We start from the raw sequence: 14114 nt of genomic DNA, 5'->3' as shown, positions 1-14114 counted from the left end.
TCGCGCGACTCGGCGGCGGCATCTTCACCAAGGGCGCCGACGTCGGCGCCGACCTCGTCGGCAAGGTCGAGGCCGGCATTCCGGAAGACGATCCGCGCAACCCCGCGGTGATCGCCGACAACGTGGGCGACAACGTCGGCGACTGCGCCGGCATGGCCGCCGACCTGTTCGAGACCTACGCGGTGACGCTGATCGCCACCATGGCCCTGGGCGCGCTGATGGTCGCCGCGGCGCCGATGGCCGCCGTCGTGTACCCGCTGCTGCTGGGCGGCGTGTCGATCATCGCCTCGATCATCGGTTGCGGCTTCGTCAAGGCCAGCCCCGGCATGAAGAACGTCATGCCGGCGCTGTACAAGGGGCTGATCGTCGCTGGCGTGCTGTCCTTCATCGCCTTCATCGGCGTGACCATGCTGGTGATGCCCGACACGGCGCTGGGCGCAGGCACGCAGATGCGCCTGATCGGCGCCTGCGCCGTCGGCCTGCTGCTCACCGCCGGCCTGGTGTGGATCACCGAGTACTACACCGGCACGCAGTTCAAGCCGGTCAAGCACGTCGCGCAGGCTTCCACCACTGGCCACGGCACCAACATCATCGCCGGCCTGGGCGTGAGCATGAAGTCCACCGCCTGGCCGGTGCTCATGGTCTGCGTCGCCATCGTCGCCGCGTTCTGGCTGGCCGGCCTGTACGGCATCGCCATCGCTGCCACCTCCATGCTCAGCATGGCCGGCATCGTGGTGGCACTCGACGCCTATGGCCCGATCACCGACAACGCCGGCGGCATCGCCGAGATGGCGGAATTGCCCTCGGAGGTGCGCGACGTCACCGACCCGCTGGACGCGGTGGGCAACACCACCAAGGCGGTGACCAAGGGCTATGCGATCGGCTCGGCCGGCCTCGCCGCGCTGGTGCTGTTCGCCGACTACACGCACGCACTCGAGTCGCGCGGGGTGCACATCTCGTTCGATCTGTCCGACCACATGGTGATCGTCGGCCTGTTCATCGGGGGTCTGATCCCTTACCTGTTCGGCGCCATGGCGATGGAAGCGGTCGGCCGCGCCGCCGGTGCGGTCGTGGTCGAGGTGCGCCGCCAGTTCCGCGACATCAAGGGCATCATGGAAGGCACTGCGAAGCCGGAGTACGGCAAGGCGGTCGACATGCTGACCACCGCGGCCATCAAGGAGATGATCATCCCGTCGCTGCTGCCGGTGGTGGTGCCGATCCTGGTCGGCCTTTTCCTCGGCCCGGCCGCGCTCGGCGGCCTGTTGATGGGCACCATCGTCACCGGCCTGTTCGTCGCCATCTCAATGTGCACCGGCGGCGGCGCCTGGGACAACGCCAAGAAGCTGATCGAGGAAGGCTTCACGGACGATGCCGGCGTGACGCACAAGAAAGGCGGCGACGCGCACAAGGCCGCTGTGACCGGCGACACGGTGGGCGACCCCTACAAGGACACCGCCGGTCCGGCCGTCAACCCGCTGATCAAGATCATCAACATCGTGGCGCTGCTGATCGTGCCGCTGCTGCCGATCAGCGGCGCGACGAGCAAGCCGACCGCCCACAGCGCCGCGCCCGTCGCGGTGGTGGTACCGGCGGCGGCCCCTGCGGCGAGCAAGTAGCCCGCACCCTTGCACGTTCCGAGGGCCGGCTGACGCCGGCCCTTTTTCATGCCCCGCAGCGCTTCAGCGCGACAGCCAGCGGCGCGTGAATTCCGGGAGGTCCTGGTGGAAACTGCTCGCGAGTTCCAGTTCCGGACCGGTGTTCGGGCTGCCATTGGGCGCGCGCAGGACGAGCGCGGTGTGGACCGACGCCGGGATGCCGCGGAAGTACGGCAGGTAGTCATCGACGAAGACCTCGGCACCCAGCGACTCGACCGCGTCGGCCTTGGGCGACCGCGCCGTCTCCCGATGGCCGGTGGCGATGACTCGCTCGATCGGGAAGTTGAGGCAACGCAGGTTGTACTTGCGCGCCGCCTCGAAGCGTTCCTCCACCGCCGACACGCACACCAGTTCGTAGCCCGCGTCGTGCAGGCGATGGCAGGCCTCGACGGCCCCTTGCAGCGCCGGCACGGTGGACCAGAACTTCTCGTCGAACGCGGCCTTGAAGCGCGACTTCTTGAACAGGCCCAGCCGTGGTACGTTCCATCGGTCCATCGGCCAGTAGGCTTGCGGGTCACGCTCCTGCGGGTACTCGCCGAAGGCGCGATGCCAAGCTGCCGCGTAGGCGAGGTGGAAGTCGAGCAGGACGCCGTCGGCGTCCAGGGCAATCACGGGTCGGCGCATGCAGCCACTCTAGCCGCCCCCAGCCCGCCCGCCGCTGACGCGTGGCCGGTTGTGCAACCGTTTACGTGGGTGTTGCGGAATACTGGGACAATAGCGGGTTGATCGGGGCTGTAGAGCCCCCATCTCTGCCTCTCGCTCTCCGGAATGACTGCGCCATGACCACACACCGCTCCACGCCTTCCACCCCGCCCGAGACGCCGTCCCTGAAGCTGCGACAGACCCAGGCGGAGTACACCGCGGCGCGGCCGAGCGCCGAGCCGGGCATCCGGCCGTTGATGTCGAGTTCGAAGATGTACGTCTGCCGCCGCTGCCAGGCCAACTTCAAGACCGGCGACGGCAAGCCCGACCCTCGACTGCCCGGCTTGGGCAAGTGCAACTCCTGCCTGGCCGCCTCGGCCGCCGCCGCCACAGCCTGACCGTTCCCGCGGCGGTGCCGAAGTCGACGCTAGAGGTCCAGCACCAGCCGCGCTGACTTCGAGCGCGAGCAGCAGGGCAGGAACTGGTCGTTTGCCGCCTGCTCATCGGGGGTGAGGTACTGGTCGCGGTGATCGGGCTCGCCGTCGATCACGCGCGTCAGGCAAGTGCCGCACACGCCCTGCTCGCACGACGTGGCCACGGACACGCCGGCCTCGGCGAGCGCCTGCACGACGCTGCAACCCGCCGGCACGACGACCACGCGGCCCGAACTGGACAACTGCACCTCGAACGAGCGGTCGCCGGCCTGCTCCACCGGCGCAGCGCCGAAGAACTCGTAGTGCAATCGATCCTCCGGCCAGCACTGTGCGCGTGCGCTGAGCAGTACCGCGTCCATGAAGCCCTGCGGCCCACAGACGTAGAGATGCTGGCCCGCCTGGGCAGACGCGAGCAGGCCCGCGATGTCCAGCCGCTGCGCGGCATCCCCATCGTCGAAGTGGAACTGCACGCGCGATGCGAAGGACGAGCGTGCGATGCGCTCGGCGAAGGCCGTGCGCGCCTTCGAGCGGCTGCAGTAGTGCAGTTCGAAGTCGGCGCCGATGTTGGCGAGCCGCTCGGCCATGCACAGCAGCGGGGTGATGCCGATGCCGCCGGCCAGCAGCAGGTGGCGCTTCGCCTCGTGCGCCAGCGCGAAGTGGTTTTTCGGCGCGCTGATGGGCAGCACGTCGCCTTCGGCCACGCGCTCATGCATCGCCTGCGACCCCCCGCGCGACATGGGGTCGCGCAGCACCGCGATCAGATAGCGGTGCGACTCGGTCGGGTCGTTGCACAGCGAGTACTGGCGTGTCGGACCGCCGGGCAGCTGCACGTCGATGTGCGAACCGGCCGAGAAGGCGGGCAACGGTGTGCCGTCCGCGCTGACGAGTTCGAAGCTGCAGATGCCCTCGGCCTCGACGGTCTTGCGCGCCACGCGCACTCTCAGCATTGCCGGGTTCATCCCGCCACCTTCTCTTGCTCGATCAGCCGATCGATGATGCGCCGCGCCTGGACTCCACCGAGATCGGTGTTCAGCGAGAGCAGTTTGCGCCCGGCCTGAGCGCTCAGGTTACGCTGCTGCGACTCGAGCATCTCCAGGTCTTCCTGGAACACCTTGCCCTGCGCTTCGCGGATAGAGGCGGTGAGCGCCTTGTCCTCGGGGCGGAAATTGCGCGCCAGGCCCCAAAAGTACCAGATCGAGGTCTCGGTCTCCGGCGTGATCAGGTCGACCACGATACCCGAGGTCTTCACCTGCGCCGGCGCGTCGAAGCCGCCCTGCCCGGCCAGCGCCACGCCCACGTCGATCAGCACGCTGGACGGCGGCACGAAACGGCAGCGCTGCCAGCGGTCGACGGTGGCCTCGGCATCCAGGCCGTTGCCGCGCATTGCTGCCTGCCAGAACGGCGGCGCCTTCACGCCGGGCATCTCGCGGCGGGTGATGACGACATCGCCCTCGGCCGTCGTGTGCGCCGGCACTTCATCGAGCTCCTGCTGGCCGATGCTGGTGGCGTGCACGTATTTCTCGTGTGTCAGGTCCATCAGGTTGTCGATCATCAGGCGGTAGTCGCACTTCACATGGAACATGCCGCCGCCAAACGTCCAGGCGGGATCCTCCGCCCAGTCGAGATTCGGCAGCAGCGCCGGGTCGGCCCGGCTCGCGTCGCCCGTCCACACCCACACATAGCCGTAGCGCTCGATCACCGGGAATGTGGCCACCGGCGGGAAGCCGCGCACACGCTGCCCAGGCATTGCCACCGCCTTGCCTTCGCAGCCCATCTCCAGGCCGTGGTAGCCACACACCAGCTTGCCCTCGACCACACGTCCAAGGGAAAGCGGCGCGCCGCGGTGCGGACACCAGTCCTCCAAGCCAACGGCCTGCCCCTGCGGGCCGCGGAAGAAGACGATGCGCTCGCCGCATACCGTGCGGCCCAGCGGCTTCTCGTCGATTTCGGCCGGCGTGCAGGCCACATACCATGCGTTCTTCGGGAACATTGCGCTCTCCTGGATTCCACTTCAAATGAACTATTGGATCCAATTGTCACCTATTCTCAGACGTCGATGCAATGTTGCCGCCATAATGGATCCAATGCAGCCCTCTTCGATTGACCCAGGAAGCGTCGTCGCCACGCTGCGCCAGCTCATCGTCGCCGGCCGCTTGGCGGCTGGCGAACGCCTGGCCGAGATTCCGGTGGCAGAGTCTCTCGGGGTGTCGCGCACGCCGGTGCGGCTGGCCTTTCGATCGCTCGAACAAGAGGGGCTGCTCTCCAAGGCCGGCAAGCGCGGCTACGTGGTGCGCAGCTTCTCCGAGGCCGACGTGCGCTCCGCCATCGAGGTGCGCGGCACCCTGGAGGGATTGGCGGTCCGGTGCCTTGCCGAGCATGGCATGTCGTCGCAGGTGCGTGCCGTGCTCGCCGAATGCATCGCCGAGGGGTCGGCGATCCTGGCCAAGGGGCACCTCGTCGAAGAAGACGTCGGCCGCTGGAGCCGGCTCAACAAGCGCTTCCACGGCACCCTCGTCCATGCGCACGAAAGCCGCGTGATCGCCGACGCGATCGCACGCAATGATCACCTGCCCTTCGCCTCCGCGGACTCGATTGCGCTGGACCGCGCTGCCCTGCCGGCCGAGTACGAGAAGCTGCGCATCGCGCAGTTGCAGCACCAGCTGGTAGTCGACGCGCTAGACCGCCGTGAGTCGGCACGCGTCGAGATGCTGATGCGCGAGCACGCCTGGGTGGGTTTCCGCTACGGCCAGTTCTTCGGACTGGCGGCCGGTCCCCTGTCAGGATCGCAGGGCTGAAAGACGAAACGGGCTACGTCTTGCGACGTAACCCGTTGGTCTTCCTGGACTGGCTTTGGTCGGGGTGGCGGGATTCGAACTCGCGACCCCTTGCACCCCATGCAAGTGCGCTACCAGGCTGCGCTACACCCCGACTAAGCCTTTCATTATAGGGTCAAACGCCCGCACCCTCCTGATCAGAGCACGAGCAACGCGCGGATCGCGAGCAATTCGGTGCGCATGTCGGCAGGTGCCAGCAGCGGATGCGAGGCGTCTGCTGGCGCGGCGGGATCGACGGTGCTCGTGGCGTCCAGCGCCTCTGCCATGTCGATGACCTCGTCGGGCTCGTCGAGCACCGCGGATGGACTGGCCTCCCGGCCCGTCGCCGGTTCGGACAACCGGTTGCGCGCGCCACTGATGGTGAAGCCCTGCTCGTAGAGCAACTCGCGGATGCGCCGGATGAGCAGCACCTCGTGGTGCTGGTAGTAGCGCCGGTTACCGCGGCGCTTCATTGGCTTGAGCTGGGTGAACTCCTGCTCCCAATAGCGCAGCACGTACGGTTTCACCCCGCACAAGTCGCTCACCTCACCGATCGTGAAGTACCGCTTGGCTGGGATGGCTGGGAGCGCTTTCTCCATGAAAATCAATAAGATCGCAAGAGAAAGCTAGACTTTACTCGAACTCCTCCCCGGCCGGTATGTCACCTTGCACGACTCCCTTGAGTTTGTGGCTGGCGTGGAAGGTGACGACGTTGCGCGCCTTGATGGGGATCGCCTCGCCGGTGCGCGGGTTGCGGCCCGGACGGGGCGCCTTGCGGCGGATGTTGAAATTGCCGAAGCTGGACAGCTTGACGTCCTCCCCGGTCACCAGCGTGCCGTGGATGATCTCGAAGAAGGCCTCGACCATGTCCTTTGACTCGCGCTTGTTCAGTCCGAGGCGTTCGAACAGCAGGTCGGCCAGCTCGGCCTTGGTGAGTGTGGGCGTCTCGATCGTCGGCAGGAGGACGCGGTCGCGGGACTTGTCGTTGTCGCTCATGGTCTTGGCGCCCCTACCCTCGCAGCCGCACGCCCAGGCGTGAGCTCAAGCGGTCGATCACCTCGGCCACGGTGGCATCGATGCGCTCGTCGGTGAGGGTGTTGTCGTTGTCCAGCAGTTCAAGGCGTACGGCGAGGCTGCGCTCACCGGCCCTCATGTCGCCTGACGGCGAGCTCGGCTTGTAGATGTCGAACAGACGCGCCGAGCGCACCAGCCCGCCGCGGCCCGCGCCGATGGCATCCATCAGCATCGCATGGGTGACCTGCTCGCCAGCGACCACAGCGATGTCCCGGTAGGCGGCCTGCTGCCGCGCAATGGCGGCGAAGACGGGCACGTCACGCTCGAGCACAGCCTCGAGGTCGAGTTCGAACAGCGCCGGCGCCGACGGCAGATCGTAGCCCTGGCGCCAGCGCGGATGCAGTTCACCGACATGGCCGATGGCACGGCCGTTCAGCACGACACGCGCACAGCGGCCCGGGTGCATGGCGGGATGCTCGTCGGCGAGGAAGGTGGCGCTGCGAGGTGCCAGCAGCGCCTCGACATCGCCCTTGACGTCGAAGAAGTCGACGTTGCGTTCCTTGCTGCCCCACTGCAGCAGGTCGAAGCGGCCCCAGGCCAATCCGGCGATGCGGCGCGGCTGGTCGATGCCGGCCACCGTATGGTCGGAGTCGCGCACCGACGCATCGCGGCGGTAGACGCGCCCCGTCTCGAAGACGCGCACGCGGCTGGCCCTGCGCGCCAGGTTGGATTGCAGCACCGCCATGAGGCTGCCGAGCAGGCTGGAGCGCATCACCGCCAGCGGACTGGCGATCGGATTGAGCACGCGGATCGGGTCGGCATTGCCGGCCAGTTCGCGCTCCCAGCGCTCCTCGACGAAGCTGAAGTTGACCGTTTCCTGGTAGCCCAGCTGGGCCAGCCCATGTCGAACGGCGCTCACGCCCCGCTGCGATTCGGTGCGCACGCGCGCCGTCACCGGCGCTTGCGGCGGCGTGTCGGGCAGCAGCCGGTAGCCGACCACGCGCGCGACCTCCTCGATCAGGTCCTCTTCGATCTTCAGGTCGAAGCGCCACGACGGAGGTGTCACCGTCAGCACCCCCGGCTCGCTGCTGAAGCACAGGCCGAGGCGCTGCATCACCTGCTCGCACTGCCGCTGGTCGATTGGCATGCCGATCACCTTGGCAGCACGCGCCACGCGCAGCCGCACTGGCTCGGCCTTCGGCAGGTTCAGCGCCTGGTCGTCCATCGGGCCGGCTTGGCCGCCGCAGATGTCGATGATCAGCCGTGTGATGCGCTCGATGTGCTCGACGGTGAGCGCCGGATCGACGCCGCGCTCGAAGCGGTGGCCGGCGTCGGTGGCAAAGTTGAAGCGGCGCGAGCGGCCGGCCACGGCTTCGGGCCACCAGAACGCAGCCTCGACGTAAACGTTGCGCGTGGCGTCGGATACGGCGGTCGCCTCGCCGCCCATGATGCCGGCCAGCGACTCCACCGCCTTGTCGTCGGCGATCACGCCGACCTTCTCGTCGACCTCGATGGTGTTGCCGTTCAGCAGTTCCAGCGTCTCGCCGGCACGGCCCCAGCGCACCGTGAGGCCACCGTGGATCTTGTCGAGGTCGAAGATGTGCGAAGGCCGGCCGAACTCGAACATCACGTAGTTCGAGATGTCCACCAGCGCCGTCACCGAGCGCTGGCCGCAGCGCGCCAACCGATCGACCATCCAGGCCGGCGTCTTCGCCTGCGGATCGACGCCGCGCACGATGCGGCCGGAGAAGCGGCCGCACAGGTCGAGCGCCTCGACCGTCACCTTCAGCACCGCGTCGTGCGAGGGCGTGACCGGCGGGAAGCTCGGCGCCTTCAGCGGCGCGCCGGTCAGCGCCGCCACCTCGCGTGCGATGCCGTAGACGCTCAGACAATGGGCCAGGTTGGGCGTGAGCTTGAGCGTGAAGAGGGTGTCGTCGAGCTGCAGGTGCCGGCGGAGGTCCGCGCCCACCGGCGCCTCGTCGTCGAGGATCAACAGACCGCCGTGGTCGTCCGACAGCTTCAGCTCGCGCGCCGAGCAGAGCATGCCCTGGCTCTCGACGCCGCGCAGCTTGCCGAGCTTGATGGCGAAGGGCGCACCGTCCTCGGCCGGCGGAAGCTGGGCACCAACCAGCGCGCAGGGCACGCGAATGCCAGCGCGCACGTTGGGTGCGCCGCAGACGATCTGCAACGTCGCACCGCTTCCGGCGTCGACCTCGCAGACATTGAGCCGGTCCGCGTTGGGGTGCTGCGTCACCGACAGCACCTTGCCGACCACCACGCCGCTGAACGGCGGCGCGGCCGGGCGCGTCTCTTCCACCTCCATGCCCGCCATCGTCAGCAGTTCGGCCAACTCGGCGGTGGAGATCGGCGGGTTGCAGTACTCGCGCAGCCAGGATTCGGGGAACTGCATGGATCTCGGGTCAGTTGAACTGGGACAGGAAGCGCAGGTCGTTCTCGAAGAACAGCCGCAGGTCGTTGACACCGTAGCGCAGCATGGCGAGCCGGTCCGGCCCCATGCCGAAGGCGAAACCGAGGTGGCGCTCCGGGTCGAGGCCGAAGTTGCGCACCACGTTCGGATGCACCTGACCGGAACCGGCCACCTCCAGCCACCTGCCTTTCAGCGGACCGCTGGCAAAGGCGATGTCGATCTCGGCCGAGGGTTCTGTGAACGGAAAGAACGACGGCCGGAAGCGCAGTTCCAGGTCGTCGGTCTCGAAGAAGTTGCGACAGAAGTCGGTGAAGACGACTTTCAGGTCCTTGAAGCTGACGTTCTCGCCGATCCACAGGCCTTCGCACTGGTGAAACATCGGCGAGTGCGTGGCATCGCTGTCGACGCGGTAGGTGCGGCCCGGCGCGATGACGCGGATCTCGGGCATGTGCTCCTTGCCCGCGTGCTTCTTTGCGTGTCTGCGCGCGTAGCGCACCTGCATCGGCGAGGTGTGCGTGCGCAGGTTGAGCCAGCGGCCGTCAGCGTCCTTCAGGTCGACGTAGAAGGTGTCCTGCATCGAGCGCGCGGGGTGGTTCTCCGGGCTGTTCAGCGCGGTGAAGTTGTACCAGTCGGTCTCGATCTCGGGGCCGTCGGCGACGTCGAACCCCATCGATCCGAAGATCGCCTCGATGCGCTCGATGGTGCGCGTCACCGGATGCAGGCCACCGATGCCGCGCTGCCGACCGGGCAGCGTGACGTCCAATGCTTCGACCTTGAGCTGCTCTTCCAACTCGGCTTGGCCGAGCGCGTCGCGGCGGGCCTGCAGCAGTGCTTCGACCTGCTGCTTGGCGGCATTGATTTGCGCGCCGCGGGTCTTCTTCGCATCGGCCGGAAGGGCGCCCAGCGCCTTCAGCTGCTCGGTGATGCGCCCGGACTTGCCGAGGTAGCGGGCCTTGGCGTTCTCGAGTTCGGCGGGCGTCGTCGCCCGAGCGAAGTCGGCCGTCGCATCGTCGACGAGGGGAGCGAGATCGTTCATCGCGTCGGAGCCTGGATGTCCTTCAACACAACAAAAAAAGGCCGTACACGAGGTCGGCCTTCGAATGCTGAGCCGGCTGCCGAGGCACTGACGTGCCCCGGCGGCGCAGCAGATCAAGCGAGCTGGGCCTTCACCTTCTCGACGATGCTGCCGAATCCGGCAGGATCGTGGACAGCCATGTCGGCAAGGACCTTGCGGTCGATGTCGATCTGGGCCTTCTTCAGGCCGGCCATGAACTTGCTGTAGGTGAGCCCCAGGCCCCGGCTCGCCGCGTTGATGCGGGCGATCCAGAGCTGGCGGAAGACACGCTTCTTGGTACGACGGTCACGGTAGGCATATTGCCCAGCCCGCATCACCGCTTCCTTGGCGATGCGGAACACGTTCTTGCGGCGGCCGCGGAAACCCTTGGCCAGTGCCAGAACCTTCTTGTGACGTGCGCGGGCGGTGACACCACGTTTGACGCGAGGCATTTCTCTTCTCCTTCAGCAGTAGGTCAGAGACCGGCGAATGGCAGCATCTGCGCCATGTGGCCCATGTTGGTCTCGTGCACGGTGACAACGCCACGCAGATGGCGTTTGTTCTTCGTGGACTTCTTGGTGAGGATGTGGCGCTTGAACGCCTGGCCCCGCTTGACGGTGCCACCCGGACGCACGCGGAAACGCTTCTTCGCGCTGCTCTTGGTCTTCATTTTGGGCATGACTGCTCCTTCTGTGTTGCTGCTGGCAGGCGCCGGTGAGAACTCCACCGTCTTGTTGGCCTGCAGCCGCTTCTGACAGCGCCCCGGCGACCAGACCGGGGCACTGAACTCTTCAAAATCTACTTCCGCTTCGGCGCGAGCACCATGATCATCTGGCGGCCTTCGAGCTTGGGCATGTGCTCGACCACCGCCACATCGGACAACTCGTCGCGGATGCGCTCCAGCAACCGCATGCCGATGTCCTGGTGGGTGATCTCGCGGCCGCGGTAGCGCAGCGTGACCTTGCCCTTGTCGCCGTCTTCCTCGATGAAGCGGCGCAGATTGCGCATCTTGATCTGGTAGTCGCCTTCGTCCGTCCCGGGACGGAACTTCACTTCCTTGACTTCGATGACCTTCTGCTTGGCCTTGGCCTCCGCTGCGCGCTTTTGCTCCTGGTACTTGAACTTGCCGTAGTCCATCAGGCGACACACCGGGGGGTCCGCCTGCGCGACGATCTCGACCAGATCGACGTCCATCTCGCCTGCCATCCGCAGGGCGTCCTGGATCGACACGATGCCCAGGGGTTCGTTCTCCGGGCCGTTCAAGCGGACTTCAGGGGCCATGATCTCGCGGTTGAGCCGATGTTTGCGCTCGGCGTTCGGAGTACGGCGGTCAGCAAAAGTAGCGATGGTTGGTACCTTTCAGCGGACTCCAAGGCAAGAGAAGTCCAAAAAAACGATCTGCGCGCCGGTCTACCAGCGTGTGGCCACCGTCGTGATCACAGCTTGCGGGCGACGTCTGAGGCGATCTTCTCGAGGAAGTCGGCCAGAGCCATCACACCGAGGTCCTGGTTGCCCCGGGCGCGCACAGCAACGGCCCCGTTTGCCTTCTCCTTGTCACCCACGACGAGGATGTACGGGACCTTTTGCATCGAATGCTCGCGGATTTTATAGGTAATCTTCTCGTTCCGCAAATCGCCAGCCGCTCTAAGTCCTTGTTTTTGCAGCATTTTGGTCACGTCCGCGGCGTAATCGGCCTGGGAATCGGTGATGTTGAGCACGCTGACCTGGCGCGGAGCCAGCCAGATGGGCAGCGCGCCGGCATGCTGCTCGACCAAGATGCCGATGAATCGCTCCAGGCTGCCGACGATGGCACGGTGCAGCATCACCGGATGACGGCGCGCGCCGTCCTCGGCCACGTACTCCGCGCCGAGCCGCTCGGGCATCGAGAAGTCGACCTGCATCGTGCCGCACTGCCATTGCCGGCCGATCGCATCCTTCAGCGTGTATTCGATCTTCGGGCCGTAGAAGGCGCCGTCGCCCGGGGAGATGACGAACTCCACGCCGGAACGGCGCAGACTCTCCATCAGCGCGTGTTCGGCCTTGTCCCAGATCTCGTCGGAACCGATGCGCGCCTGCGGGCGCGTCGCCACCTTGTAGATGATCTCGGTGAAGCCGAAGTCGGCATAGACCTTCTGCAGCAGGGCCGTGTAGGCAACGCATTCGTCGAGGATCATGTCCTCGGTGCAGAAGATGTGGCCGTCGTCCTGCGTGAAGCCGCGCACGCGCATGATGCCGTGCAGGCCGCCGGTGGGCTCGTTGCGATGACACTGGCCGAACTCACCGAAACGCAGCGGCAGGTCGCGATAGCTCTTGATGCCTTGCTTGAAGATGAGGATGTGCCCGGGGCAGTTCATCGGCTTGAGCGCGTAGTCGCGCTTCTCCGACTCCGTGGTGAACATGTGCTCCCGGTACTTGTCCCAGTGGCCCGTCTTCTCCCACAGCGCCTTGTCCAGCAACTGCGGACCCTTGACTTCCTGGTAGCCGTTGTCGCGGTAGACGCGGCGCATGTACTGCTCTACCTCCTGCCACAGCGCCCAGCCCTTGGGGTGCCAGAACACCGTGCCGGGTGAGTGCTCGTCGAGGTGGAACAGGTCGAGCTCGCGGCCGAGCTTGCGGTGGTCGCGCTTCTCCGCCTCCTCGAGCATCGTCAGGTGCTTCTGCAGGTCGTCCTTGCTCGCCCACGCCGTGCCGTAGATGCGCTGCAGCATCTCGTTGCGATGGTCGCCGCGCCAGTAGGCGCCAGCCACCTTCATCAGCTTGAAATGCTTCAGGCGCCCCGTCGACGGCACGTGCGGCCCTCGACAGAGATCCTCGAAGGCGCCCTCGCGGTAGAGCGACACGTCCTCGCCGGCCGGGATGCTGGAGATGATCTCGGCCTTGTAGTGCTCGCCCAGCCCCTTGAAGTAGGCCACCGCCTCGTCGCGCGGCAGCACACGGCGCTCGACCTTCTCGTCCTTTTTCGCCAGTTCGCTCATCTTGGCCTCGATGGCCGCCAGGTCCTCCGGCGTGAACGGGCGCTTGTAGGCGAAGTCGTAGTAGAAGCCGTTCTCGATCACCGGACCGATCGTCACTTGCGCCTCGGGGAACAGTTCCTTGACGGCATAGGCGAGGAGGTGTGCCGTCGAATGGCGGATCACCTCCAGGCCGTCCGCATCCTTGTCCGTCAGGATCGCCACCGGCGCATCGGCCTCGATGCGGTAGCTGGTATCGACCACGCGGGCGGCATCGCCCTGGCCCACGCGGCCGGCAATCGCCGCCTTGGCCAGGCCGGGACCGATCGCCGCGGCCACCTCAGCCACCGTCACCGGGCCGGGAAACTCGCGACGCGAACCGTCGGGCAACTGAATCGAGACCATCACAGACTCCAGAAACGAAAAAAGCGCGGACCGTGCCGCGCCTCGAATGAACAGGGAGGAAAGATGAAGATCGACGCGCGCAGCTCCGCTAGACCTTCAAGGCCCGGCACGTAGTCCGCGGTGTCATAACCATCACGCCTTTCTCGCTCTTGCTGTTGAACCGGGCCTCGATTGTATTTCAGTCGCGGTAGACCTGGTTGTTCTCGATGCGCACGCGGTCGCCCACACGCAGGTCACCGAGCTGCGCGTAGTCGAAGCTGCGCACCTGGCCGTGCTGGGTGAGGATGGCGACGCGGTAGAAGTTCTGCGCGCCGCGGCGGTTCTTCTCGATCTGGTTGCCGATGATGGCACCGCCCACGGCGCCAACGGCAGTCCCGGCATCGCGACCTGATCCACTGCCGATCTGGCGGCCGACAACGGCGCCGATCACGCCGCCGAGCAGCGCGCCGCCGCCGCTGGTCTGGCTCTCGGCACGCACCAGGTCGATGCTCTGCACTTGGCCGTACTCGACACGGTAAGCTGAAGGCGTCGGTGCGGCGGGCTGGGTGGCCGGGTGCGTCGCGCAGCCGGCCGCCATCAGCGCGGCGAGCAGGGCAGCGCCCAGAGTCAGGGATCGTTGCATATGCTTCTCCTCGGTGAGACGCGCCTCGCCGGCAGGATGCCCGCGGGCGCGTGCTCAATCAACGTGGCAGCGTGCGGCAGGTGGTACTGCCGCCGA

Annotated in this window: 15 protein-coding genes and 1 tRNA gene; 3 read left to right on the top strand and 13 right to left on the bottom strand. The window is 66.6% G+C overall.

What is annotated here, in order from left to right; all coding sequences use genetic code 11:
* Window positions 1-1616, top strand: a 1616-nt coding sequence (locus Q0599_RS19725; protein WP_298833300.1) for a sodium-translocating pyrophosphatase, incomplete at its 5' end; no start/stop codon positions are given.
* 63 nt (window positions 1617-1679) lie between these two features.
* Here the strand turns inward: Q0599_RS19725 and Q0599_RS19720 are convergent.
* Window positions 1680-2279, bottom strand: coding sequence for an HAD family hydrolase (locus Q0599_RS19720; protein ID WP_298833298.1), 600 nt, complete (start codon window positions 2277-2279; stop codon window positions 1680-1682).
* Window positions 2280-2434: 155 nt separating this feature from the next.
* Here Q0599_RS19720 and Q0599_RS19715 point away from each other — a divergent pair, with 155 nt between their 5' ends.
* Complete coding sequence (locus tag Q0599_RS19715) at window positions 2435-2695, top strand: hypothetical protein (RefSeq protein WP_298833296.1); 261 nt, start codon at window positions 2435-2437, stop codon at window positions 2693-2695.
* 29 nt (window positions 2696-2724) lie between these two features.
* On the opposite strand, the gene Q0599_RS19710 is transcribed toward Q0599_RS19715, so the two are convergent.
* Window positions 2725-3690 carry a PDR/VanB family oxidoreductase gene (locus Q0599_RS19710; RefSeq protein WP_298833293.1) on the bottom strand — a complete coding sequence of 322 codons (966 nt, stop codon included), beginning with the start codon at window positions 3688-3690 and terminating at the stop codon, window positions 2725-2727.
* Window positions 3687-4721 carry an aromatic ring-hydroxylating dioxygenase subunit alpha gene (locus tag Q0599_RS19705; protein WP_298833290.1) on the bottom strand — a complete coding sequence of 345 codons (1035 nt, stop codon included), beginning with the start codon at window positions 4719-4721 and terminating at the stop codon, window positions 3687-3689. The genes Q0599_RS19710 and Q0599_RS19705 overlap by 4 nt, the downstream gene beginning before the upstream one ends.
* 94 nt (window positions 4722-4815) lie before the next feature.
* On the opposite strand from Q0599_RS19705, the gene Q0599_RS19700 reads away from it, so the two are divergent.
* Entirely contained in the window at window positions 4816-5526 is a 711-nt protein-coding gene (locus Q0599_RS19700; RefSeq protein WP_298833287.1) for a GntR family transcriptional regulator, read from the top strand.
* 56 nt (window positions 5527-5582) lie between these two features.
* Here the strand turns inward: Q0599_RS19700 and Q0599_RS19695 are convergent.
* The 10 genes from Q0599_RS19695 to Q0599_RS19650 form a co-directional block, all read right to left on the bottom strand.
* Window positions 5583-5659, bottom strand: a tRNA-Pro gene (locus Q0599_RS19695).
* Window positions 5660-5702: 43 nt separating this feature from the next.
* A complete protein-coding gene (locus tag Q0599_RS19690; RefSeq protein WP_298833285.1) occupies window positions 5703-6143 on the bottom strand; it encodes a MerR family transcriptional regulator in 441 nt (146 codons plus the stop codon).
* Window positions 6144-6177: 34 nt separating this feature from the next.
* The gene (locus Q0599_RS19685; RefSeq protein WP_298833283.1) at window positions 6178-6540 is read right to left on the bottom strand and encodes an integration host factor subunit alpha; all 363 of its coding nucleotides are present in this window, start codon (window positions 6538-6540) and stop codon (window positions 6178-6180) included.
* A gap of 13 nt (window positions 6541-6553) precedes the next feature.
* Complete coding sequence (gene pheT, locus Q0599_RS19680) at window positions 6554-8968, bottom strand: phenylalanine--tRNA ligase subunit beta (protein ID WP_298833281.1); 2415 nt, start codon at window positions 8966-8968, stop codon at window positions 6554-6556.
* 10 nt (window positions 8969-8978) lie between these two features.
* A complete protein-coding gene (gene pheS, locus Q0599_RS19675) occupies window positions 8979-10022 on the bottom strand; it encodes a phenylalanine--tRNA ligase subunit alpha (protein ID WP_298833278.1) in 1044 nt (347 codons plus the stop codon).
* Between the two features lie 113 nt (window positions 10023-10135).
* Window positions 10136-10492: a 50S ribosomal protein L20 gene (gene rplT, locus Q0599_RS19670; RefSeq protein WP_298833275.1), complete on the bottom strand. Its 357-nt coding sequence runs from the start codon at window positions 10490-10492 to the stop codon at window positions 10136-10138.
* Between the two features lie 23 nt (window positions 10493-10515).
* Complete coding sequence (gene rpmI, locus Q0599_RS19665; RefSeq protein ID WP_298833273.1) at window positions 10516-10719, bottom strand: 50S ribosomal protein L35; 204 nt, start codon at window positions 10717-10719, stop codon at window positions 10516-10518.
* A 119-nt stretch (window positions 10720-10838) separates the two neighbouring features.
* Window positions 10839-11387, bottom strand: a complete 549-nt coding sequence (gene infC, locus Q0599_RS19660; RefSeq protein WP_298833320.1) for a translation initiation factor IF-3 — start codon at window positions 11385-11387, stop codon at window positions 10839-10841.
* A gap of 89 nt (window positions 11388-11476) precedes the next feature.
* The gene (gene thrS, locus Q0599_RS19655; protein ID WP_298833271.1) at window positions 11477-13396 is read right to left on the bottom strand and encodes a threonine--tRNA ligase; all 1920 of its coding nucleotides are present in this window, start codon (window positions 13394-13396) and stop codon (window positions 11477-11479) included.
* 178 nt (window positions 13397-13574) lie between these two features.
* Window positions 13575-14018: a glycine zipper 2TM domain-containing protein gene (locus Q0599_RS19650; protein WP_298833269.1), complete on the bottom strand. Its 444-nt coding sequence runs from the start codon at window positions 14016-14018 to the stop codon at window positions 13575-13577.
* Window positions 14019-14114: the final 96 nt, after the last annotated feature.

This window comes from uncultured Piscinibacter sp. (assembly GCF_937952055.1).
Taxonomy (GTDB): Bacteria; Pseudomonadota; Gammaproteobacteria; order Burkholderiales; family Burkholderiaceae_C; genus Piscinibacter.
The sequence above is the reverse complement of the archived record's forward strand: the minus strand, read 5'-3'. Positions and strand labels throughout refer to the sequence as shown.